This window comes from Actinoallomurus sp. NPDC052274 (assembly GCF_040679475.1).
In the GTDB taxonomy this organism is placed as follows: Bacteria; Actinomycetota; Actinomycetes; order Streptosporangiales; family Streptosporangiaceae; genus Actinoallomurus; species Actinoallomurus liliacearum.
This window is the reverse complement of the sequence record NZ_JBFAUT010000009.1, coordinates 146,993-170,289: the sequence shown is the minus strand read 5'-3', so window position 1 is coordinate 170,289 and position 23,297 is coordinate 146,993. Positions and strand designations below refer to the sequence as shown.

The following is a 23,297-nucleotide window of genomic DNA, read 5'->3' as shown; positions in this document are numbered from 1 at the left end:
TCGCCGAGATTTCGATCAGCCGTTGACGCGCTCGTGCCAGCGCCGGGCCCGGGCGGGGGCGGAGGGCGGCGCCTCGGCCATCAGGTCGGCGATCGTCTGGGCGGCCAGCTCGCGCCGCCACGCCAGCTCCGCCCGGCGCATCGCGACGGAGACGCCGCACGCGTGCCGGAACTCGCTCGCGGGCGCCTCCGCGCCCGCCCCCCGCTGCCGGATCTCGGTGCAGCGGAACGCCTCGTCCGGCCCCTCGAGCGCGGACACCACGTCCATGAGCGTGATCTTCTCCGGGGGCCTGGCCAGGCGGAACCCGCCGCGCGCTCCGGCGGTCGAGGTCAGCACACCGGCCCGTACGAGCGCCTGGAGGCGTTTGTTCAGGTACGCGGGCGGCAGCTCGAACCACGCCGCCAGCTTCGCCGTCGACAGCGGCTCGTCATCGCCGATCCAGGCCAGCGCCAGACAGCAGTGCAGGCCCCACTCGACCCCTTCACCCATTCGCACGGACCTGGATGTTACATGTCCATGATTTTCTATGGAAGTCGTGTCACGTCCGGCGCTACGGTGCGGGCCATGACCGATGTCGTCGGCCGCCCGCTGCTCTTCCTCGACGTCGACGGACCGCTGATCCCGTTCGGGATCGAGCCTGGGCCGGAGCCCGCAGGGCGGGCGGGGCTCGCTTCACCGGAGCCGGCCACGAACCCGCTCCTGGCCAGGCTCGACCCCGACCACGGAAGACGACTGTCGGCCTTGCCGTGCGACCTCGTGTGGGCCACGACGTGGATGGAGGACGCGAACGACGAGATCGCCCCACGGCTGGGCCTGCCCCAACTGCCGGTGCTGGTCTGGCCCGACTCGTCCGAGGACGATGAGCATGACGGCGGGTTGCACTGGAAGACCCGTGGCCTGGTCGAGTGGGCCGCCGGACGCTCGTTCGTCTGGGTCGACGACGAGATCGCCGACGCGGATCGAACCTGGGTATCCGCGAACCACCGAGGACAGGCTCTCCTGCATCACGTCGATCATCGCCTCGGCCTGACCGACGAGGACTTCGACGCCATCGGCCGATGGTTGACCGCCCACCACTGAAGCGCGGTGGCCCCGACTAGACGTCTTCCAGAACGGTCACCTCGACGCACATGCCGCCGTTCTCGGTGCTACGTGCGGACTTACGCCATTCGGCGCGGTTCAGGTCCATCTTTCCGCTACCACCCTCGTGATGAACTCGACCGACTCCTGTTGTGGCAGGGTGAAAGTCCGGATGGACTCCCAGGTGTGCGACAGAACCGAGATGTCCTCCCGGTTGCTGGTGACCATGCCACGAACGGCCGTTTCCACGTAGGCTACCTCGCCGCCATCGACGGTCGCGAGGGTGAATCCGCCCCCTCTGTGGGGATTGGCGGCGGCGGGAACCACCTGGACGGTTACCAGCGGCGATACGCGGTTTACCAGATATTCCAGCTGAGCGCGCATGACTGCGGCGTCTCCCACCTGGCGATAGAGGGCCATTTCGTCGATGACGCAGCGAAGGGTCGGGGGATTGCTGCGTACGAGGATCTCCTGGCGCTCCAGCCGCGCCGCGACGGCCGCCTCGTCGCCGTTGAGCAGCGCACGGGCGTACTCCTCGCGCTGAAGGAAGCCTGTAACGACCGTGGGCTCGAAGGATCGGAAGCCGGTGGCGGCGCGCTCTTCTTCGAGCCAGGGGCGGAACCAGCCGGGTGGGGTCTCCTCGGTGAGCAGGTCGTAGAGGTCCATGAGGGCCCCCTTCGGCAGGCCGAGCGCCGTCTCGACGGCGTCGACGGCCTTGCGTCTGGGGCGGAGCTGGCCGGTCTCCAGATTGCTCAGCCACCCCTCGGAGTAATTGATCCGCTGGGCGAGCTGCGCCTGGGTGAATCCGGCGGCCTGCCGATAGCGGCGAATCGCCGCGCCGAGTTTGAGCAGCGTTGGGCTGGGGGGAGTGCCCATTTGTACCTCCGCGCCGGAGTTCAGGGTTGCTTCAGGAACTCCTCGGTCCGTTTCGTGGTTCGTGATCCGTATTCGAATGAGTACGCATTGTAGTCGGCGCAGCGCATTGTGGGGAGTCCGATCGAGAACGACGGAAGGGCGGCTCATGGTGTTCCGCGAAATGACCGGGGTGAGAATTCTCGGAGAGCTCGACCTGCCGGGAGCGGCTTCGGAGGTCGGTCGAATGCGCCGCTGGGCGTACGGCATGCTCGTCCCGGCCTACGAGGCGATCGCCGATGACGTCGTGCTCCTCGCCTGTGAATTGACGACGAACGCCATCCGCCATTCGGGCTCCACGAGCGTGACGGTCACGCTGATCTCACTCACCGACGCGATTCGCGTCGAGGTGGCGGACGCCGGAACCTCCGGCGGCGTTCCGCGAATCGCGGAGGCGGGACCGGACGCGACGGGAGGGCGCGGACTGCGCATGGTCGACATCCTGACGGGCGGGCGGTGGGGCACCTACGCCGCCGATTCCGGGCGGGTCGTCTGGTGCGAGACCGCGTTCCCGCATGCGCGGACCGAGGGCGAGGAGCCGACGGCGTGACGCCGGAGGAACGGCTGCGGCGCTCACTCGCCGAGTTCCACGCGACCTCCGCCGGGTGGATCACGCGGCCTTTGGCCTCGGGCCGTCGTTGGGGAAGTACCGTTTGCTCGGAAAAGGCTTCTGCCCGTGGCGCTTATCAGGGCTTTCGTCCTCTCATGGACGGCGGTTCGCCGAGCGTTCCGTACGGCGCGGCAGCGCTCACCGGATAGCCGCCGCCGCTGACGGCGACCGTCTGCCCACCTCTCTAAGAGACGTGCCGGTTTGCTCGGAGAAGGCGCCGCCGCTGGCGCTCATCTGGCACCTTTGGTCCCTTTGGGGTGGCGGTCATCGAGCGTTCCGTACGGAGCGCGTCGAGCGGATGGTCACGCCGGCCATCGCGGTCGGCCGGGGCGCGCGGCGGGCGGGCCGGAGTCCGCCCCGCTACTCTCCGGGGTATGGCGGATGAGCACGTGTTGCAGGATGCCCCCCACCGCGAGGTGGTGCGCGTCGGACTCGTCGACGCGGTCATCGACGTCCAGCGGGAAGGAATCGAGCAGGTCCGCCGGCTGGCCGAGCGGGGATGTGAGCCCCAGGCCGGCTGGGTCGCCGACGGCCTCCTCGATGAACTGACCGACAGGCTGGACTGGAGCCGTGCCCACCGTCACCTGTTCGAGTAGCCGGACCTGCTCATAACGAGGTGGCGTCGAACTGCTGGAGGAGAACGTCGGCCAGGGTTCCGCCCTCGGCGGGCGAGGTACCCTCGCCGAGGGCCTGGTCGGCCCAGATGACCTTGCCGTTGGTCGTGTAGCGGGTGCCCCAACGTTCGGCGAGCTGCGCGACGAGGAACAGGCCGCGGCCGCCTTCGTCGGTGGTTGCGGCGCGCCGCAACCGCGGTGAGGTGCTGCTGCCGTCCGCGATCTCGCAGGTCAGGCAGTGCCCGTAGAGCAGCCGCACCTTGATCGGCGGTGCTCCGTACCGGATGGCGTTGGTGACCAGTTCGCTGAGGATGAGTTCGGTGGTGAAGGCGATCTGCTCCAGCCCCCACTCCCGTACCTTCGCCGCGCACTCGGCCCGCACAGCGGGGACCGCCGCCGCGTCGACCGGAACGTCCCACTCGGCCACGCGCGACCGTGGGAACAACCGGGTACGCGCGACCAGCAGGGCGACGTCATCGGTGGGGTGGGCCGGCGCGACGGAGTCGATCACCGTTTGACACGTCTCCTCCGGAGTGAGCCCCTCCGTGCGCTCCAGGGCCCGGCGCAGCTCATCCAGCCCGGTGTCGATGTCGCGGGTGCGGTCCTCGATGAGCCCGTCGGTGTACAGCACCAGTCGTGAGTCCTCCGGCAGGCGCAGCTCGGTGGTCTCGAAGGGGTAGCCGCCGAGCCCGAGCGGAGGCGAGACCGGCACGTCCGGGCAGGTGACTGTTCCGTCCTGGTCCACCACTGCCGGGCCGGGGTGTCCGGCGCAGGCGATCGTGCAGACGCCCGCCACCGGGTCATAGATCGCGTAGAGGCACGTCGCGCCCGTGACCCCGTCGCCGCCGTGGCCTTCCGCGTCCTGGCCGGTGCTCTCCTCGCTGTCCATCCGCGCGACCAGTTCGTCCAGGTGCCCGAGGACCTCCTCCACGGGCAGGTCCAGGGTGGCGAAGTTGTGGGCGGCGGTGCGCAGTCGTCCCATCGTCACCGCGGCGTGCATCCCGTGGCCGATGACGTCGCCCATCACCAGCGCCACGCGTGCTCCCGGCAGCGGGATCAGGTCGAACCAGTCCCCGCCCACGCCCGCCTCGGCGGGAAGGTACCGCCAGGCCACCTCCAGCGCGTCCTGCTCCGGCTGCCTGCGCGGCAGCAGGCTCCGCTGCAGCGTGACCGCCATGGTGCGTTCCCGGGTGAAGCGCCGCGCGTTGTCGATGGCCACCGCCGCCCGCGCGGCCAGCTCCTCGCCCACCAACAGGTCGTCGTTGTCGTACGCCGGCGAATCTCCCACCCGGTAGAAGCTGGCCACGCCCAGCGGGACACCCCGTGCCTGCAACGGCACGGCCACCAGCGAGTGCAACCCGTCCTCCAGCGCCTTGCGGGCGCGTTCCGGATCCTGCTCCTGCCACCCTCGGGCCTGGCGCAGGTCCGCCTGGAGCAGGCCGTACCCCTGCTTCAACGCTCGTATTTGTGGCGCCGCCGGTGAGAACCACACCTGCTCGCCCACCGGCCACAGCGGCGACGTCGAGAAATGACCGCCGATCGCGACACGCCGCATCGGCCGCGCCTCTTCCGCCGGTTCCTTGCCCCGCAGCACCGCGTCCGACAGATCCACCGTGATGATGTCGGCGAACCCGGAGGCGGCCACCTGGGCCAGTTCCTGGGCCTCCCGCACCACATCCAGCGTGCTGCCGATCCTCACCCCCGCCTCGTACAGCAGCTTCAACCGCTCCCGCGTCATCTGGGCCCGCCCCGAGACCGCCGCCAGTTCCGTGGTGTCCCGCAACGTCACCACGCTGCCCGTCTGCGCCCTGCCCGGGAACGTCGGCCGTTTGTTCACCGCCAGCAACCGGTCCTGCGCCAGATGCACCTCATCGGTCACCGCCTCATCGGACAGCAGCAACCGCGTCATGTGCTCCGGCAGCCCGAGTTCCCCCACGGGCCGCCCCTCCGCGTCGTCCGGCAGGCCCAGCAGCCGGCGCGCCTCGTCGTTGGCCACCCGCAGTCGCCCGTCGGCGCTGGTGATCAGCACTCCTTCCCGTACCGAGTGCAGCACCGCGTCATGGTGCTCGTACATCCGCGTCATCTCCGCCGGGCCCAGGCCGCGCGTCTGCCGTCGCAGCCGCCGGGACACCAGCGCCGTCCCGGCCGCGGCCAGCGCCAGCGCGGCCACGCCGCTCCCGATGGTGATCGGCAGCTGCGGCATCCAATATCTCGCCACGTTCTGTACCGTGATCCCGGCGGCGACCACGCCGACCACGGCGCCACGGTCGTCGATCACCGGGACCAGCGCCCGAACGTCCGTTCCCGTGCCGGCCGGCAGAGGCGGCCCGCCTCCCTCCTGGATGACGGTGCGGCCTTCCAGCGCCGGTCGGATGTCGCTGCTGAACCTTTTTCCGATGTACTTCTTGTAGGGGTACGTGTAGCGGATGCCGCGGGTGTTCAGGACGACGATGTAGTCCACGCCCGCCCTCTTGCGGGCCGCCTCGGCACGCGGCTGCAGCACCGCCGTCGGGTTCGGGCCGCGCAGCGCCTGCACCACCCCCGGCGCGTTCGCGAACGCCTCGGCGGCCACGAGCGACTCTCGGCGGCCCTGTCGCAGAGCGTCATGCGCCGCCTGGAACACCTCGACCGCCACCCAGGCCGTGACCAGCAGGGTCACGATAACGACCTGCAGAAGGAACACCTGCCCGGCGACGCTGCGCAGGCTCAGCAGAGACCCGCGCCGATCGTGCGGGCGTCCGGCGGGCGGATGGCGGGAACGCCTCCGACCTCGCCGGAGGAATGCCTTCATGTCATATTCATAACACCACCCTGCGTGTCCAATCGGACTCGCCCGGTGCCGCCGTGACCCGGCATCGGCTCGCCGAATCGGAGACCGGCCTCCGGATTGCCCGCCCGGTTGGACGAAGGGCCGTTCGTCTCGGATCCGAGACGGTTCGTGGAAAAGGGTTCTTGCGGGACGCAGGGCGTGGACGTGAGGGTGCGCACATGGCAAAACAGGAGGTCAGCGGCGGCTCGCGAGTCGCCGGCGGACAGGCGGAGGGCGGTGCGCTCGGGGTCGAGCGGCGATCGATCGACTTCGTCCCGCCCGAGGAGCGGCACGGGTCGGTGCGGAGCCTGTTCACCGTGTGGTTCGGCGCGAACATGCAGGTGACCACGGCGGTCACCGGTGCGCTGGGAGTGATCCTCGGGCTGCCCCTGCCCTGGGCGATCGTCGCCCTGATCCTCGGGAACCTGCTCGGCGCGATCTTCATGGCCCTGCACTCGGCGCAGGGGCCGAAGCTCGGCATCCCGCAGATGATCCAGAGCCGGGCGCAGTTCGGGTTCTACGGGGCGATCGTGCCGCTGCTGCTCGTCGTGCTGATGTACGTCGGGTTCTTCGCGACCAGCGCGGTACTCGGCGGGTCGGCGCTGGCCGGCTGGTGGGGGATCGGCCGGACGCCCGCCACGATCATCGTGTCGGCCGTCTGCACGGTCCTCGCCGCGTACGGCTACCGGCTCATCCACCAGTACGAGCGATGGATCAGTCTCATCGCCGCCATCGGGTTCCTGTACCTGACGTACCGGCTGCTGACCGACCACTACGTGGGCCGCGTCTGGCACTCCGGGCACGTCGGGGCGGGCACGTTCCTCCTGGTCGTGGCGATCGCGGCGACCTGGCAGATCACGTACGCGCCGTACGTCGCCGACTACTCCCGCTACCTGCCGGAGTCGACCTCGGTACGGGCGGCGTTCTGGTGGACCTACGCCGGCAGCGTGGTCGGCACCGTCTGGATGATGGCGTTCGGCAGCGTCTGCGCCGCCGTGGCGGCCAAGTCGTTCGAGGGCGGGTCGGTGTCGTTCGTGGTCGGCCTGGGCGGCCCGCACTGGGCGTTCTCGCTGATCATCGTGTTGGGCATCATCGCGGTGAACGTGCTGAACCTCTACGGCATGTTCATGTCGGCGACGACGACGCTGACGGCGCTGCGCCCGATGCGGATGAACGGCGGGGTCCGGCTCGGGTTCATCATCGTGGCCGCCCTCGTCGGCACGGTCGTCGCGCTCGCCGCCAGCGCCGACTTCCTGCACAACTTCGAGAACTTCATCCTGTTCCTGGCGTACTTCCTGATCCCGTGGACGGCGATCAACCTCGTCGACTTCTACTTCGTCCGCAAGGAGCGGTACGACATCGACGCGATCTTCCGTCCGGACGGCGTGTACGGCGGGGTCAACTGGCGGACCATCGGCGCGTACGCGATCGGCGTCCTGGTGGAGGTGCCGTTCGTCAGCTCGACGTTCTACACCGGTCCGTTCGTGAAGCACCTCGGCGGCGCCGACATCTCCTGGATCATCGGGCTGGTCGTCGCGTCGGTGCTCTACTACGTCTGGATGCGCCCGGTCGCCCGCGATCAGGTCGGCTGAGGCGTGAGGGCCGCGCGTCACCCGGGCCGGCGGACGCGCGTCCCGCCGTCGGCGTCGACGGCACCGCGAAGAACTGCGGGCGGGGTGGCCCCGGACACTCCGCCCGCACGATCTACAGCCGGAGGGTCAGGACGCGGCACGCTCCGCGAACAGGCCCGGCGCCTGGCCGCGGGCGGCGGCCGCGGCGGCGTCGTCCGCCTGCCGGCGGGCGTGCCGCTCGGCCTCGACCTGCCGTACGTAGAGGTCGGTCTCGCGCTTGGCCGTCTCGTCGTCCCAGCCCAGCACCGGCGCCATGAGACCGGCGACCTCCACCGCGGCCGCGGCGCCCTGGTCCCACTCCTCGATCGCGGCGCGGGTGCGGCGGCGCATGACGTCCTCGACGTGCAGCGCCCCCTCGTGCGACGCCGCGTACACGACCTCGGCCCTCAGGTAGTCCTTGGCGGCGCCGAGCGGCTCGCCGAGGGAGGGGTCCTCCTCGACCAGCTCCAGCAGTTCGTGGACGCACGAGCCGTACCGCTTCAGCAGGTGCTCGACGCGGGCCACGTGCAGGCCGCTGCGCCGGGCGAGGCGGTGCCGCTCATTCCACAGCACCTCGTACCCGACGGCCCCGATCAGCGGCAGCCGGTCGGTCACGGACGGCGGGACCGTCGTGGGCAGGTCCTCGGCGGCCGCGTCGACGGCGTCCTCGGCCATGACCCGGTAGGTCGTGAACTTGCCCCCGGCGATGACGGTGAGCCCGGGCACCGGCTGGGAGACGGTGTGCTCGCGGGACAGCTTCGTGGTGTCGTCGGCGCCGCCGGAGATCAGCGGACGCAGCCCGGCGTACACGCCCTCGATGTCATCGGGCACCAGCGGGGTGCGCAGCACCGCGTTGACGTGCTCGAGGATGTACTCCACGTCGGCCTGGCTCGCGGCCGGCTCCTCCTTGTCCAGGTCGTACGCGGTGTCGGTGGTCCCGATGATCCAGTGCCGGCCCCACGGGATGACGAACAGCACGCTCTTCTCCGTGCGCAGGATCAGACCGGTGTCGAGCCGGATGCGGTCGCGCGGGACGAGGAGGTGCACGCCCTTGGACGCGGTGACCCGGGGACCGCCGCGCGCGTGCGCGAGCCGGCCGGCCTCGTCGGTCCACACGCCGGTCGCGTTGATGACGTGCCGGGCCCGTACGGTCAGCTCCCGGTCGTTCTCCAGGTCGAGGATCCGCGCCCCGACGACGCGGTCCGCCTCACGGACGAAGCCGACGGCGCGGGCCCGCGTCAGCACGGACGCCCCGTAGGCTGCGGCCGTACGGGCCAGCGTCATCGTGAACCGCGCGTCGTCGACCTGTGCGTCGAAGTACTGGATCGCGCCGACGAACGTGTCGCCGCGCAGCGCCGGGGCGATCTTCAGGGCGCCGCGGTGGGTCAGGTGGCGGTGGCGCGGCATCGACCGGGCGCCGCCGATCGTGTCGTACAGTCCGACGCCCGCGCCGACGTAGAAGCGTTCCCACATGCGGTGGGTGAGCGGGTACAGGAACGGCACCGGGCGTACGAGGTGCGGCGCGAGCCGGTTCAGCAGGAGGCCGCGTTCGCGCAGCGCCTCCCGTACGAGACCGAAGTCGCGCTGCTCCAGGTAGCGCAGGCCGCCGTGGATCAGTTTGCTGGACCGGCTGGACGTCCCGGCCGCCCAGTCCGCGGCCTCGACCACTGCGACGGACAGACCGCGCGACACGGCGTCGAGCGCCGCTCCGGCGCCCACGACTCCGCCGCCCACGATCAGCACGTCGAACTCGCCGCCCGCCAGGTCGCGCAGGGCCTGCGCGCGGTAGGCCGGTCCGAGGGATACGGCTTTCACGTTCGGGTTCTCCTCCGAGGTCGGGCGCGGGCGGGGCGGCTCGGGGAGCCGCTCCGCCCGCGGGGGGAAGGGGCGTCTGCGGGGGTCGGGCGGCGGGCGGGCGGTGCCTCAGGGGAACGGCGCACCGCTCCGCCCGCCACAGGGGGGAAGGGGGGGCTAGTCGACGTCGACCCAGTCGAGGGTCCGGGAGACGGCCTTCTTCCAGCCGGCGTAACCGCTCTCGCGCTGCTCGTCGTCCCAGCGGGGCTCCCAGCGCTCGTCCTCGTTCCAGTTCTGCCGCAGCTCGTCGGTCGAGCCCCAGAATCCGACCGCGAGGCCGGCGGCGTACGCGGCGCCGAGCGCCGTGGTCTCCGCGACGACCGGCTTGGAGACCGGCACGCCGAGGATGTCGGCCTGCAGCTCCATGCACAGGCGGTTCGCGGTGATGCCGCCGTCGACGCGCAGCACGTCGAGCGCGACGCCGGAGTCCTGCCGCATCGCCTCGACGACGTCGCGGGTCTGGTAGCAGATCGACTCCAGGGTGGCGCGGGCCAGGTGCGCGTTCGTGTTGTAACGGGACAGGCCGACGATGGCGCCGCGCGCGTCGGACCGCCAGTACGGCGCGAACAGCCCGGAGAAGGCGGGGACGAAGTAGACGCCGCCGTTGTCCTCGACCTGCCGGGCCAGCGACTCGCTCTCCGAGGCGCCGGAGATGATGCCGAGCTGGTCGCGCAGCCACTGCACGGCCGATCCGGTCACCGCGATCGATCCCTCGAGCGCGTACACCGGCTGCTCGTCGCCGAACTGGTAGCAGACCGTGGTGAGCAGGCCGTTCTTGGACCGGACCAGCTCGGTGCCGGTGTTGAGCAGCAGGAAGTTGCCGGTGCCGTAGGTGTTCTTGGCCTCACCGACGCCGAAGCAGACCTGGCCCACCGTGGCGGCCTGCTGGTCGCCGAGGTCGCCGGACAGCGGGATCTCGCCGCCGATCGGGCCGTTCGCGCGGGTCATGCCGTAGAAGCCCGGGTTGGAGGAGGGCCGGATCTGCGGCAGCATCTGCCGGGGGATCTTGAAGAAGGACAGCAGCTCGTCGTCCCAGTCCAGCGTCTCCAGGTTCATCAGCATGGTGCGGCTGGCGTTGGTCGGGTCGGTGACGTGGACACCGCCGTCGACACCGCCGGTGAGGTTCCACAGCAGCCAGGTGTCGGTGTTGCCGAAGATGGCGTCCCCGGCCTCCGCGGCCTCGCGCACCCCGTCGACGTTCTCGAGGATCCACTGGATCTTGCCGCCGGAGAAGTAGGTGGCGGGCGGCAGCCCGGCCTTCTGCCGGATGACGTCGCCGCGCCCGTCGCGGTCGAGCGCGGAGGCGATGCGGTCGGTCCGGGTGTCCTGCCAGACGATCGCGTTGTAGTACGGGCGCCCGGTGCGGCGGTTCCACACGACCGTCGTCTCGCGCTGGTTGGTGATGCCGAGCGCGGCCAGGTCGCTCGCCTCGAGGTTCGCCTTGCCCATGGCGGTCTCGATGACGGCGCGCGTGCGCTCCCAGATCTCGGTCGGGTTGTGCTCCACCCACCCGGGGTTCGGCAGGATCTGTTCGTGCTCGAGCTGGTGCTTCGCCACCTCGTTGCCGCCGTGGTCGAAGATCATGAAGCGGGTGCTCGTCGTGCCCTGGTCAACCGCTCCGACGAAGTCGGCCATGTCTCGCCTTTCTAGACGTTCGTCTCAGGCCGTCCGGCCGGACGTGGGGGCGTCCGGCCGGACGGGTCACGCGGATCGTTCCGCGCGGGGGGAAACCGATCAGGCCTTGCGCGGCCCGGTCAAAGCTTCTCGAGCTCGGACTCGGCGGGGACGCGGCCGGGCTCCTGCTCCTCGGCCGGCAGGAACCGCCCGATGAGCACCTGGTAGAGGCCCGCGCCGAGGACCCCGCCGATGACCGGGCCGACGATGGGCACCCAGAAGTACAGCCCGCCGTACTGGTCGCGGAACGCGGTGCCGTATCCGGTGAAGAACGAGGCCAGCCGCGGTCCGAGGTCACGCGCCGGGTTGATCGCGTAGCCCGCGTCGGTGCCCCACGCCATGCCGATGGCCACGACGATCAGGCCGACGATGAACGGCGCGAGGTTGGCGGCGGGGGAGGAGTTGCGCAGGTCGGTGACGGCGAGGATCAGGAAGAGGAGGATGGCGGTGCCGATGATCTGGTCGCGGAGCGCCCCGCCCGTGTGCACGGGCAGCGCGCCATTGCCGGGCAGGGTCGAGAAGACGCCCTGGGTCTTGACGGTGTGGCCGGGGTCGATCTTGGCCAGCACCTCGCTGTAGTTCCAGCGCACGATCAGCGCCGCGACGAACGCGCCGACCAGCTGGGCCAGCGAGTACGGCAGGACCTTGCGCCAGGAGAATCCCTTGAACACCGCCAGCGCGACGGTGACGGCGGGATTCAGGTGCGCGCCGCTGATCCGGCCCGCGACGTACACGCCCAGCGTGACGCCGAGGCCCCAGGCCCAGGCGATGCTGTCGTGGTTACCGATCCCGCCGGCCGCGACCTGGGCCACCACGCCCACGCCGAACAGGATGAGCACCAGGGTTCCCGCGAATTCGGCGGCCAGTTCACCGGCCAGTCCGGGGAGCTTGAGTCGCTCTGCCACGTCTCCTCCTAGGGGGCGATGTCCCAGCTCAGGGACACCGTGAGACACCGTCCGCGAGGAGGCTGTGAGCTCCCTCACGACTGGGGGGACGCTAAGTCGCACGGAAGGCCCGGTCAACAGACATCTGCCGACATTGTCGAACACCGGCCACCCACTAATTCTAATAAGGGGCCTGAAGTGGTGATCCACCTCACAGCAGACCCCGGATCACGGCTGTATCACGGTCAACCCCGCCCTCATGCGCGTCACGGGTGCCGACATTGTCGAATAGGTGCCGACTTGGACTAGCATGGCGGAGTGCCAGGTCCGGTCCAGTCGATCGAGCGAGCCGCCGCCATCCTCCGGCTGCTCGCCCGCGGTTCCGGCCGCCTCGGAGTGAGCGAGATCGCGGCCTCTCTCGGGCTGGCCCGCGCCACCGCGCACGGGATCCTCCGGACCCTGCAGGGGGTCGGCTTCGTCGAGCAGGACGAGGAGACCGGCAAGTACCAGCTCGGCGCGGCGCTGCTCCACCTCGGCACGAGCTATCTGGACGTCAACGAGCTGCGGTCGCGCGCGATCAACTGGGCCGACGCCCTCGCCGCCCGCAGCGGCGAGGCGGTCCGGATCGGCACCCCTCTGGACGGCAGGGTCCTCGTCGTGCACCATGTGTTCCGGCCCGACGACACCTTGCAGGCCCTCGACGTCGGCGCACTCCTCCCGGCGCACGCCACCGCGCTGGGCAAGGTGCTGCTCGCCTTCGACGCCGGCGCCGCCGCGGCGCTGCAGGAGACCGGCCTCGAGCCCTTCTGCCGGCGGACGATCACCCAACCTCGTGAGCTCGGCCGGTCGCTGGCCCAGATCCGGGAGATGGGGTGGGCGTCCGAGGTGGAGGAGTTCACGGTCGGGGAGGCCGCCGTGGCCGCGCCGATCCGCGGCCAGGGAGGACTGGTCGTCGGGGCGATGGGCATCTCGGGGGCCGTCGAGCGGCTGTGCGACTCGAGGGGCCGGCCGAAACCGCCGCTGGTGACGTACGTGCGCGACGCCGCGCGCGCCGTCTCCCGAGATCTTGGGGCCTCCCGCTGGTGAGCATCGCCGGCGGGGCCCGGAACGGCAGGACACGATGGTAGAGCGCTATGTGATGTCCGTTGACCAGGGCACGACGTCGACGCGCTGCATCCTGTTCGACCATGGAGGGCGGCTGGTCTCGGTCACCCAGCGGGAGCACAAGCAGCACTTCCCGCGCCCCGGCTGGGTCGAGCACGACGCGATGGAGATCTGGCGGAACCTCGAGCGGATCGCGCCCGAGGCCCTCGCCCAGGCCGGGGTCACCCCGGATCAGGTCGCCGCCCTCGGAATCGCCAACCAGCGCGAGACCTCCGTGCTGTGGGACCGGCACACCGGCCGGCCCGTCGGCCGCGCCGTCGTCTGGCAGGACACCCGCACCGACGCCCTCGTCGGCGAGCTGAACGCCCGCCCGGAGGCCGACATGATCCGCGAGCGGTGCGGCCTGCCCCTGGCCACCTACTTCTCCGCGCCCCGCGTCCGCTGGCTCCTCGACAACACGCCGGGCCTGCGCGAGCGGGCAGAACGCGGCGACGTGCTGTTCGGCACGATCGAGAGCTGGCTGATCTGGAACCTCACCGGCGGTCCGGCCGGCGGCCTGCACGTCACGGACGTCACCAACGCCAGCCGCACGCTGCTGATGGATCTCACCACGCTCGCCTGGGACGACGACCTGCTGGCGTTCTTCGACGTGCCGCGCGCGATGCTGCCGGAGATCCGCCCCTCCACCGAGACGTACGGCCGCGCGACGCGCGTGCTGCCCGGCGTGCGCATCGCCGCCGCGCTCGGCGACCAGCAGGCCGCGCTGTTCGGCCAGACCTGCTTCGCCCCCGGCGAGGCCAAGTGCACGTACGGCACGGGCAGCTTCCTGCTCCTCAACACCGGCACCGAACCCGTTCGCTCCGAGCACGGGCTGCTCACGACCGTCGGCTACCAGATCGCCGACGAGCCGGCGGTGTACGCCCTCGAAGGCTCGATCGCCATCACCGGCGCGCTCGTCCAGTGGTTCCGCGACGGGCTCGGGCTGATCGCCAGCGCTCCGGAGATCGAGACCCTCGCCCGCACCGTCGAGGACAACGGCGGCTGCTACATCGTGCCGGCGTTCTCCGGGCTGTTCGCGCCGTACTGGCGCAGCGAGGCGCGCGGCATCATCGTCGGGCTCACGTCCTACATCACCAAGGGACACCTGGCCCGCGCCGTCCTGGAGGCGACCGGCTGGCAGACCCGTGAGGTCGTCGACGCGATGAACGCCGACTCCGGGCTCGCGCTGAAGGCGCTGAAGGTCGACGGCGGCATGACCGCCGACAACCTGCTCATGCAGTTCATCTCGGACGTCCTCGACGTGCCGGTCATCCGCCCGATGGCCGCCGAGACGGTCTCCCTCGGCGCCGCGTACGCCGCCGGGCTCGCCGTCGGCTACTGGGCGGATCTGGAGGGGCTGCGCCGCAACTGGCACCGGGCCGCGCAGTGGCTGCCGAGCATGGACGACGACCGCCGTGAGACCGAGTACGACAACTGGCGGCGGGCCGTCGAGCGCACCTTCGACTGGATCAAGCCCGGCGGCAGGTGACCGGGCGGGCCGAGCCGCGGCAGGGGGATGGAACCGATGGTCCCCTCCGCACGTCCGATGCAGGACCTTGAGAAAGGACTGGATCTATGGCGGACTTCGGCGCTTCGGAACTCCTCATCCTCGCCTGCGCGCTCGTCGTGGGCGTCGGCGTGCTGGCCGGACTGGTCCGGCTGTTCCGCAGGTGAGGGACGGCCTCGGCCGGGCCGTCAGTACCAGTGGTGGGCCTGCCACCAGCCCCAGGCCCGGCAGGGGTCGCCGTAGCGGGAGCCGATGTAGGTCAGGCCCCAGGTGATCTGGGTGATCGCGTTGTTCCGCCAGTCGGGCGCGACCGAGTTCATCTTCGAGCCGGGCAGCGCCTGGGCGATGCCGTAGGCGCCGCTGCTCGGGTTCTCGGCGTGCTCGTTCCAGCCGCTCTCGTGGTTCCACATCGTGAGCAGCGACGGCCAGCACCGGCTCCAGCCCTTCAGGGCGTTCATCTTCTTGGCGTACTTCTGGTTGTCCGCGGCGCTGGGGTCGTGGCTCATCTTCTTCACGAACGCCTCCCACTCCCGGCGCTTCCGCTCTGCCGCCGCGCGCTTCTTCGCATCGCGCTCGGCGGCGAGTTGCGCCTTGTAGGCGCGTTCCCGCGCGGTCGCCTGGGCCTGGGCCATCATCGGGTCCATCGTGTAGCCCTCGAGGGACCGCGCGAGGTCGTTGGTGGAGACGTCCGCCGCGGCGCCGCCCGGCGGCTTGCCCTTGCCGAAGTCGAGGTTGGCGACGACGACGACCGCGACCACGACGACGAGCGTCATGATCACGCCGGTACTGCCGAGCGTACGCCGGAGGATCCGCAGCGCGCGTGAACCCGCCGGCCGTTGGGGGGTGCGGGGCATGGATTCTAGCTTGCACCAGTCGCGACAGTGGTGACCGCGTTTGTCCCCATATTCGGCTGTGACATCTGTGACGGAGCGGAGAGTCAGATCTCGGGAGAGGCCACGAGCTCCGCGCGCGTGGGCGGGTCGGCGCCCCGCCGCCCGCACGTGATCGCGGCCGCCCGCGCCGCCTCGGCGCACACCTCGGTGAACACCGATCCCGGCGCGGCCCGGAGCGCGTCGCGCCGCTCGGCGCCGAGCAGCCCGCGGTCGTACAGGCCGGCGAGGACGGCGCTCATGTACGAGTCGCCCGCGCCGACCGTGTCGACCACCTCCACCGTGCGCGCCGGCAGGTGGAGCGGCGCCAGGCGGGGCGCGGCGACCAGGGCGCCCGCCGCGCCCAGCGTCACGATCACCACGGCGCCGGTCCCCTCGACCAGCTCGGCCGCGAACCGCCGCGGGTCGGCGCCGGGCCGCAGCCACTCCAGGTCCGCGTCGCTGATCTTGACGATGTCCGCCGTACGGAGGAGCGCCTCGATGCGGGAGCGGGCGTCCGGCACGGCGGCCATGACGTCCGGGCGGCAGTTCGGGTCGTAGCTGATCGTCGCCGTCTCCCGCGCCCGGCGGACGAGATCGGCCAGCGCCCCGGCTCCCGGCGGCAGCACCATGGCGAGGGAGCCGACGTGGAGGGCGGCGACGTCGCCGAGCGGCACGCCGGCCAGCTCTCCGGCGGTCCACTGCCAGTCGGCGGTCCCCGCGAGCCGCAGGTCGTACGACGGCGGCCCGCCTCCCTCGTGGTGCACGAACGCCACCGATGAGGGCTCCGCGGCGGGCGTCACCGCGCCGGTGCCGACGCCGTTCCGTACGAGGTGGTCCCGGAGGGTCCGGCCGAACGGATCCGCGCCGATCCGGGCGATCATCCGGGTCGGCGCGCCCAGCCGGGCGAGCCCGACGGCCACGTTCGCCGGGCTGCCGCCGGGCAGCGCGAGGTACGGGCCGCCGGGCTTCTCGGCGACGAGATCGATGATCGCTTCACCGGCGACCGCGACGACGCGGGCGTCAGGGATCAGCACACACTCTCCTCGGTTCGGACCGGCGGGCCGGTCGGGCCGGTCCGCCCGGTCGGGCCGGTCGGACATTCTGCCCTGCGGAGCCGCGGGCCGGCCAGGCCGTCCGCCCGGTCGGGCCGGTCGGACATTCCCCCCGGACGGGCCGCGGGCCGGTCAGGTCGTCTCTGTTCCTGGACGATCATTCGGTCTACTTTGTAAAGGCGTCGGCCGGTGGGAAGCAATCGTGATCAACACCCTGGCGGCGTCGCTTTCTCCGGAGAAAGGGCCAGGAAAGGCCACGGGGAGTTCCCGGTGGGGTTTCACTGCCTAGGCTTGGGCGCATGGTTCCGCCGCAGGGCCGCCCAATGGGCATGGAGGCTACGGAAGGATATGTGCTCAACACCGAGGAGGGGCGCCGGCTTCTCGCCCTGTTCGACTCACTGACGACTTTGAGCCCTTGGCGTCTGACCGGCAGGCCGTTCCCGGTGGTCGCCCTCGAGTCCGCGGACCCGCAGGCCGATGTCGGCGCCTACATCGACGCGCTGGAACAGGCGGCCTTCGAGGCGCGGATACCGCATATCAGTCCCGGACTCGAACCCGCCGCCGAAGACGCCGACCTCCGTCTTCTCAACAAAATGTCCGAACCTGGCGCCTGGCGATCGCTCCGCCGTGAGTTCGGACGGCTCAGGTTCCCCCGTTCGGACCTGGTCAAGTCACTCGAGCAGGCCATCGCACGCGCCGAGGCGAACGACAGCAGCCCCGCCGACGAGTGGAACGCCGCCGCGGCCTCTTTCTCCTCCGCCTTACGACCGGGCAGGGCGCCGGTCTGGTGGTCGGTGGTCGGCGTCACCGCGACGGCGATGCTGGGTGGTTTCATGCAGGGGCTAGCCGACAAGGTGACGCTCCCGACCCTGCTCATCGGCGGGGCCCTGCTGGTGGTCCTGCTGACATTCCTCGTCGTACTCCTGCGGCCGCGGTCCTGGCTGGCGATCCTCACCAGAGTGGGATTCGGCAGCCGGTACCGGTGGTTCGCCACCTCGTCCTTCTTCAGTGTGCTCGGCGGGGAGGGCTTCGACGGCCGGCTCAAACACCGCCGGGCATCAAGGTCTACTTCACCAGCGCCACCTACCCCAGCAATCTCACCGCCGGTGGCAGAGACCGCTTCACCCCTTTCTTCACCCTGGCTCGCAACAACCTCGGCGTGCGCCCGGAGAACCAGACGCTCCTGGCGGACGGCCAGATGGCGCTGACCTATGACGCGACCTCCGTGCTGGCGCAGGCCGCGCAGCAGGCGTTCACCGCCCTCGCCCTCCCGGCGAAGAGCGGATCACTGATCCCCGGCAGCCGGACGATCACGTCGGGCAGCGTCCTGTTGGAGCTCACCTCCCGTCGCTGGGACAACGCGGCGACCGGCGCCGTCGACTTCTCCAAGGACGATCACGACGTGAACGGACCGGGGAACCGCGGATTGACCCTCGTCCGGGTCACCGTCGACGCCGGGGGCACGCCGAGATACAAGCCGGTCTGCGGGCGGATGAACGGCGGCGGCAAGGTCGCCGGCCTGCCGCTCTGCCCCGCGGAGGAGGGACGGCCGGGTCGCTGATGGCTCCACCTCGCACAACTTTGATCTACAACGTAAAGGCCGTCGGCCGGCGCGGTCACCGGAAGTCGCGGCTGCGGGCCATCGTGGCGACGGGCAGCCGCTGCAAACGGGTGGCGACAAGGTTGGTGGCGCCGTCCTGGCGTTCGAGGCGGCCGTGGACGAGCAGCGCCTGCGCCTGGAAGGCGACGTTACGGTGGCGCTCCCAGATCTGCGGGCGGCACAGGACGTTGAGCATGCCGGTCTCGTCCTCGAGGTTGAAGAAGATCACGCCGTTCGCGGTTCCCGGGCGCTGCCGATGCGTGACGACGCCGGCGACCAGGATGTTCGTGTCGCCGGGCACGTCCTTGACCGCGTTCAGGGGGACGACCTCGCGCTCGTCGAGGGCGGCCCTGACATGGGCCATCGGGTGGTGCTCGGCCGTTCCGGTGGCCCACAGGTCGGCGATGGTCTGCTCGACCATGGTCATCGGCGGCAGCTCGGGGGCGGCGGTGCCCGGCGCGGTGCCGGGCAGGTGGCCGGGGCGGGTGTGGGCCAGCGCGCCCGCCGCCCACAGCGCCTCGCGGCGGCCGAGCCCGAAGCAGCCGAACGCGCCGGCCGTGGCCAGGGCCTCCAGCGCCGCCGTCGACAGCGGCACCCGGCGCACCAGATCCTCCAGGTCGGCGTACGGCCGGCCGGCGGCGATCCGCTTCGCGGCGTCCTCGCCGAGGTTCCGCACGGACGACAGGCCCAGGCGGATCGCGGGCTGTGGCTCCACGGGCGCGTGCGGGAGGTCCCCGGCCGGCGTGTACGGAGCCTCCAGCGTCGCCTGGTCGGAGCTGGCGTTCACGTCCACGCCGCGGACCCGCACGCCGTGCCGGCGGGCGTCGCCGAGCAGCGTCTGCGGGCTGTAGAACCCCATCGGCTGGTTGCGCAGCAGCCCGGTGGTGAACGCCGCCGGGTAGTGCCGCTTCAGGTACGCGCTGGCGTACACGATGTGCGCGAAGCTCTGCGCGTGCGACTCGGGGAACCCGAAGCTGGCGAAACCGAGGATCTTGTCGTACACCTCCTCGGCGATCTCGGCGGGGATACCGCGTTCGGCCATGCCGCTCAGCAGCCGGTCGCGGAGCCGCTCGACGCGCTCGGGCGCGCGCTTGGCGCTCATCGCCTGCCGCAGCGCGTCGGACTCCGCCGGGGTGAATCCCGCGCAGTCCACGGCCAGTTGCATCATCTGCTCCTGGAACAGCGGCACGCCCATCGTGCGCTCCAGCGCGTTGCGCATCAGCGGGTGCGGCAGGTCCGGCGGCTCGTGCCCGTTCCGGCGGCGCAGGTACGGGTGGACCGAACCGCCCTGGATCGGGCCGGGCCGGATCAGCGCGACCTCCACCACCAGGTCGTAGAACGTCCGGGGCTTGAGCCGGGGGAGCGTCGCCATCTGCGCGCGGGACTCGACCTGGAACACCCCGACCGTGTCGGCGTCGCACAGCATCGCGTACACGTCCAGGTCGTCCGGCGGGATCGTGTGCAGGTCGTAGCGCCGCTCGTGGAACTCGCCCACCAGGTCGAACGTGTCGTGCAGCGCCGCCAGCATGCCCAGGCCGAGCAGGTCGAACTTGACCAGGCCGACGGCGGCGCAGTCGTCCTTGTCCCACTGCAGCACGCTGCGCCCCGGCATCCGCGCCCACTCGACCGGGCACACCTCGCCGATCGGCCGGTCACAGATGACCATGCCGCCCGAGTGGATGCCCAGATGCCGGGGAAGCCGCTGCATCCGGTCCGCCAGCGCGGTCACCGCCTCCGGGATGCCCTCCGGCGGCAGCGGCTCGGCCGGCGAAAATTGCCGGGACCAGGCGTCCTGCTGGCCGGGGGAGAAGCCGAGCGCGCGGGCGGCGTCCCGGACGGCCATCCGCGGCCGGTAGGTGATCACGTTGGCGACCTGGGCGGCCCGGTCGCGGCCGTACCTGTCGTAGACGTGCTGGATGACCTCCTCGCGCCGGCGGTTCTCGATGTCCAGGTCGATGTCGGGCGGCCCGTCGCGGCCGGGCGACAGGAACCGTTCGAACAGCAGGTTGTGCCGTACGGGGTCGACGCCGGTGATGCCCAGCGCGTAGCAGACCGCGGAGTTCACCGCCGACCCCCGGCCCTGGCACAGGATGTCGTTGTCCCGGCAGAACTCCACGATCTCGTGCACGATCAGGAAGTAGCCGGGGAAGCCGAGCTGTTCGATGACGTTCAGCTCCCGCGCGATCTGCCGGTACGCCCGCGGCGCCCCTCGCCGCGTCCCGTACCGCTCGCGAGCCCCCTCCTCGACGAGGTGCCGCAGCCAGGTCGCCTCGGTATGGCCGGGAGGCACGAGCCAGTCCGGCAGGTTCGGCGCGACCAGCTCCAGGTCGAAGACGCACGAGCGGCCCAGCTCCACCGTCCGCTCCAGCACGCCGGGGAAGCGGGCCAGCCGCGCCGCCATCTCCGCCGCCGACCGCAGGTGCGCGGTGCCGGTCGCGGGCAGCCAGGAGTCCATGTCGTCCAGGCCGCGCCGGGCCCGTACGGCGGCGAGCGCCTCGGCGAGCGGGGCGTCCCTTGGCGCGGCGTAGTGGACGTTGTTCGAGGCCACGACGCCGACGCCGACCCGCCGGGCGAGGTCGTACAGGGCGTCGTTGCGCGCGTCGTCGAGGGGCTGGTCGTGGTCGATCAGCTCGGCGAAGACGTTCTCCCGCCCGAACATCTCGATCAGCGCGCGCAGTTCCGCCTCGGGGTTCGCGCTCGCGTGCACCGCGCCCTTGCGGCAGCCGGTGAGGATCACCCAGTGCCCGCCGTGCGCGTCGGCCAGGTCGGCCAGGTCGTAGACGGGGCGGCCCTTCTCTCCACCGGCGAGCTGCGCGCGGCTGATCGCGGCGCTCAGCCGCCCGTACCCCTCGACGTCGCGGGCGAGCACCAACAGGTGCCGGCCGCCCGGGTCGGGCTCGCCCGCCGCGGCGGCGGGCAGGTCCAGGCTCAGCTCCGCGCCGAAGATCGTGCCCACGCCGGTCCCCTTGGCGGCCTCCTTGAGGCGTACGGCACCGTACATGCCGTCGTGGTCGGTGATCGCCAGGGCCTCGACGCCGAGCCGGACCGCCTCCTCGACCAGCTCGTCCGGGCCGGAGGCGCCGTCGAGGAAGCTGTACGACGAGTGGCAGTGCAGCTCCACCCAGCCGCCTCCGCGCGACGGCAGCGGCGTGGGAGACGGCAGCCGTACGGGCGGCGCGGGTCGATCCGCCGGCGTCGCGCCCTCGCCCGCGGGCGAGGACACGCCCCAGGACAACCGCCGCTCGAACTCCCGCCACGGGATCCGCGGATTATCGAACCCCATGACGGCTCCCCGCGTTCCCGGCGGCCCACGCGGGCACCGCCCCTGAGCCTCCTGGCCTCGACTGGTTCGAGGTGCGTGCGCCACCCGTGGCGGCCACGACCGGGCCCCTTGGCCTTGATCGGTCAGGCATAGTCGGCCTCGATGTACCAGCGGCCGCCTTCGACGACGAGCAGGCGCGCGCCACCGTCGGCGGTGACGACCTGGAACCGCGCCCGGCGGCGGAACCGCGCCGGGTCCCACCAGCGCTCCCGGGCCGGCCACGGACCCGCCCACGCGGTCACCGGCAGGACGCGCCCATCGATCTCGAGCTGGTGGGGCGACGCGGAGACCACGCAGCGGGCGCTGACCGTGACCGGCGCGCCGTCGGCACCGGTCACGCGGACGGGCAGCGGGTCGGGATGGACCACCGCCGGCGCCGGGTCGGGGATCCGCCCGGGCCACCGCCCCTCCGAGGCGGCCGGTTCGGGCGGGAGATCGCCGACGGGCACCCGGACGACGCGCTCGCCGGGCCCGCGGCCGCCCACCGGGTACGGCCGGGCGATCCCCTGATGGCCGAGCATGGCCTGGACCCGCGCGGCCGCCCGCATGATGCGGTCGGAGACCGTGCCCTGTCCCCACAGCGCCTCCTGCCGTCCCTCGTCCGGGACGAGCTGGTCGGGCAGGAGCCGCAGGAGGACGATGCCGCCGACCCCCTCCTCATCGGGCGGGGCCTCCCAGGACGACAGCTGCCAGCGGACCCGTTCGGCGACGGCGAGGGCGGACAGCGCCCCCCTTTCACCCCCGTGGCTACGCCCCGCCGCCCCCCTTTCACCCCCGTGGCTACGCCCCGCCGCCCCCCTTTCACCCCCGTGGCCACGCTCCGCCACCCCCCCGTCGTGCCGCCACAGCCGGGACTGCGTACGGCCGTGGGCGTCCGTCACCTCGACACCGATCCGTACGCAGGTCAGGGCCTCGGCGGCGAGCGCCTCGTGCAGCCGCTCGGCGAGCGTCTTGGCGGCGAAGACGACCTGTTCGGCCGCCGCGGCGGGCGGGTCGAACTCCGTCGTCACCGTCAGGTCCGTGTGCGGCGGCCGGGGCGCGGGCGGCCGGGCGTCCAGCCCCCGCGCCAGCCGGTGCGCGCGTACCTCGTCCGCGCCGAAGCGGCTCGTGACGTGCCGGGCCGGGAGTGCCGCGAACGCGCCCAGCGTGCGGATGCCGAGCCGGGGCAGCAGGTCGGCGAGCTCCGGTCGGCCCAGGACGGTCACCGGGTACGGCGCGAGGAAGTCCGGCGTCCCGCCCGGCGGGACGACCGTTCCGCCGTCCGAGGTGCGCGCGGCGAGTTCGGCGGCGAACAGACCGTCCGCGACGCCCACCCCGCAGTCGAACCCCCGCTCGACCACCGTGTCCTGGACGTGGATCCGCAGCGACTCCTCCGCCGCCTCCCGGTCGGCGCCGCCGTGGTAGCGGGCCGCGCCGCGCACCGGGATGGCGCAGACGCCGGGGCGTACGACCTCGACCCAGGGAGTGATCGTCGAGACGGCGGCGGCGACCGTCTCGAAGAGCCGTCCCTCGGCGTCGGGGTCGCGGTCGCGGACCACCAGGCCAGGGCAGTGCCGCTGCGCGTCGCGGAGCCGCTGCCCCCGGCGCACGCCGGCGGCGCGCGCCGCCGCCGAGCACGCCACGACCCGAGCCGAGCCGAGCCCCGCCCCCCCCCCCCCCCCGCCAGGGCGGGGGCGGCAACTACCGGACGTGGCCCTTCCCGCAGGTTCGGGAAGGGCCGCATATCCGGAAGGGACGGCGCGCTGCGCGCCGTC

The 23,297-nt window shown here is 71.8% G+C and carries 18 protein-coding genes; 8 read left to right on the top strand and 10 right to left on the bottom strand.

The window, feature by feature from the left end:
* Nucleotides 1–15 precede the first annotated feature (15 nt).
* Nucleotides 16–489 (bottom strand): Rrf2 family transcriptional regulator, encoded by a 474-nt coding sequence (locus AB0K82_RS11125; RefSeq protein ID WP_364395392.1) that lies wholly within the window; start codon nt 487–489, stop codon nt 16–18.
* Between the two features lie 75 nt (nt 490–564).
* On the opposite strand from AB0K82_RS11125, the gene AB0K82_RS11120 reads away from it, so the two are divergent.
* A complete protein-coding gene (locus AB0K82_RS11120; RefSeq protein ID WP_364395334.1) occupies nt 565–1,080 on the top strand; it encodes an HAD domain-containing protein in 516 nt (171 codons plus the stop codon).
* A gap of 99 nt (nt 1,081–1,179) precedes the next feature.
* Here AB0K82_RS11120 and AB0K82_RS11115 read toward each other — a convergent pair whose 3' ends face one another.
* Nucleotides 1,180–1,956 carry a helix-turn-helix transcriptional regulator gene (locus AB0K82_RS11115; RefSeq protein ID WP_364395332.1) on the bottom strand — a complete coding sequence of 259 codons (777 nt, stop codon included), beginning with the start codon at nt 1,954–1,956 and terminating at the stop codon, nt 1,180–1,182.
* A gap of 145 nt (nt 1,957–2,101) precedes the next feature.
* Here AB0K82_RS11115 and AB0K82_RS11110 point away from each other — a divergent pair, with 145 nt between their 5' ends.
* Both AB0K82_RS11110 and AB0K82_RS11105 read left to right on the top strand, forming a co-directional pair.
* Entirely contained in the window at nt 2,102–2,542 is a 441-nt protein-coding gene (locus AB0K82_RS11110) for an ATP-binding protein (protein ID WP_364395330.1), read from the top strand.
* A 434-nt stretch (nt 2,543–2,976) separates the two neighbouring features.
* Entirely contained in the window at nt 2,977–3,198 is a 222-nt protein-coding gene (locus AB0K82_RS11105; RefSeq protein ID WP_364395328.1) for a hypothetical protein, read from the top strand.
* A gap of 10 nt (nt 3,199–3,208) precedes the next feature.
* Here the strand turns inward: AB0K82_RS11105 and AB0K82_RS11100 are convergent, their stop codons facing one another.
* Entirely contained in the window at nt 3,209–6,007 is a 2,799-nt protein-coding gene (locus AB0K82_RS11100) for a SpoIIE family protein phosphatase (protein WP_364395327.1), read from the bottom strand.
* 197 nt (nt 6,008–6,204) lie between these two features.
* Here AB0K82_RS11100 and AB0K82_RS11095 point away from each other — a divergent pair, with 197 nt between their 5' ends.
* Nucleotides 6,205–7,617 carry a cytosine permease gene (locus AB0K82_RS11095; RefSeq protein WP_364395326.1) on the top strand — a complete coding sequence of 471 codons (1,413 nt, stop codon included), beginning with the start codon at nt 6,205–6,207 and terminating at the stop codon, nt 7,615–7,617.
* Nucleotides 7,618–7,743: 126 nt separating this feature from the next.
* Here AB0K82_RS11095 and AB0K82_RS11090 read toward each other — a convergent pair whose 3' ends face one another.
* The 3 genes from AB0K82_RS11090 to AB0K82_RS11080 all read right to left on the bottom strand — a co-directional run bounded on the left by AB0K82_RS11090 (nt 7,744) and on the right by AB0K82_RS11080 (nt 12,068).
* Entirely contained in the window at nt 7,744–9,450 is a 1,707-nt protein-coding gene (locus AB0K82_RS11090; protein ID WP_364395324.1) for a glycerol-3-phosphate dehydrogenase/oxidase, read from the bottom strand.
* Between the two features lie 156 nt (nt 9,451–9,606).
* Complete coding sequence (gene glpK, locus AB0K82_RS11085) at nt 9,607–11,124, bottom strand: glycerol kinase GlpK (protein WP_364395322.1); 1,518 nt, start codon at nt 11,122–11,124, stop codon at nt 9,607–9,609.
* A gap of 119 nt (nt 11,125–11,243) precedes the next feature.
* Entirely contained in the window at nt 11,244–12,068 is an 825-nt protein-coding gene (locus AB0K82_RS11080; protein WP_364395320.1) for an MIP/aquaporin family protein, read from the bottom strand.
* 297 nt (nt 12,069–12,365) lie between these two features.
* Here AB0K82_RS11080 and AB0K82_RS11075 point away from each other — a divergent pair, with 297 nt between their 5' ends.
* Together AB0K82_RS11075 and glpK (AB0K82_RS11070) are read left to right on the top strand one after the other, a co-directional pair.
* Complete coding sequence (locus AB0K82_RS11075) at nt 12,366–13,133, top strand: IclR family transcriptional regulator (RefSeq protein ID WP_364395318.1); 768 nt, start codon at nt 12,366–12,368, stop codon at nt 13,131–13,133.
* Nucleotides 13,134–13,167: 34 nt separating this feature from the next.
* Nucleotides 13,168–14,679, top strand: a complete 1,512-nt coding sequence (glpK, locus tag AB0K82_RS11070; RefSeq protein ID WP_364395316.1) for a glycerol kinase GlpK — start codon at nt 13,168–13,170, stop codon at nt 14,677–14,679.
* A gap of 206 nt (nt 14,680–14,885) precedes the next feature.
* On the opposite strand, the gene AB0K82_RS11065 is transcribed toward glpK (AB0K82_RS11070), so the two are convergent.
* Both AB0K82_RS11065 and AB0K82_RS11060 read right to left on the bottom strand, forming a co-directional pair.
* Entirely contained in the window at nt 14,886–15,551 is a 666-nt protein-coding gene (locus tag AB0K82_RS11065) for a lytic transglycosylase domain-containing protein (RefSeq protein ID WP_364395314.1), read from the bottom strand.
* Between the two features lie 83 nt (nt 15,552–15,634).
* Nucleotides 15,635–16,603: a carbohydrate kinase gene (locus tag AB0K82_RS11060; RefSeq protein WP_364395313.1), complete on the bottom strand. Its 969-nt coding sequence runs from the start codon at nt 16,601–16,603 to the stop codon at nt 15,635–15,637.
* Between the two features lie 368 nt (nt 16,604–16,971).
* Here AB0K82_RS11060 and AB0K82_RS11055 point away from each other — a divergent pair, with 368 nt between their 5' ends.
* Together AB0K82_RS11055 and AB0K82_RS11050 are read left to right on the top strand one after the other, a co-directional pair.
* Nucleotides 16,972–17,829 (top strand): hypothetical protein, encoded by an 858-nt coding sequence (locus tag AB0K82_RS11055; RefSeq protein ID WP_364395311.1) that lies wholly within the window; start codon nt 16,972–16,974, stop codon nt 17,827–17,829.
* Nucleotides 17,781–18,182, top strand: coding sequence for a hypothetical protein (locus tag AB0K82_RS11050; RefSeq protein ID WP_364395309.1), 402 nt, complete (start codon nt 17,781–17,783; stop codon nt 18,180–18,182). Before AB0K82_RS11055 ends, AB0K82_RS11050 begins: the two co-directional genes overlap by 49 nt.
* A 55-nt stretch (nt 18,183–18,237) precedes the next feature.
* Here AB0K82_RS11050 and AB0K82_RS11045 read toward each other — a convergent pair whose 3' ends face one another.
* Nucleotides 18,238–21,504 carry an error-prone DNA polymerase gene (locus AB0K82_RS11045; protein ID WP_364395307.1) on the bottom strand — a complete coding sequence of 1,089 codons (3,267 nt, stop codon included), beginning with the start codon at nt 21,502–21,504 and terminating at the stop codon, nt 18,238–18,240.
* Nucleotides 21,505–21,626: 122 nt separating this feature from the next.
* Entirely contained in the window at nt 21,627–23,165 is a 1,539-nt protein-coding gene (locus AB0K82_RS11040) for a DNA polymerase Y family protein (protein WP_364395305.1), read from the bottom strand.
* Nucleotides 23,166–23,297: the final 132 nt, after the last annotated feature.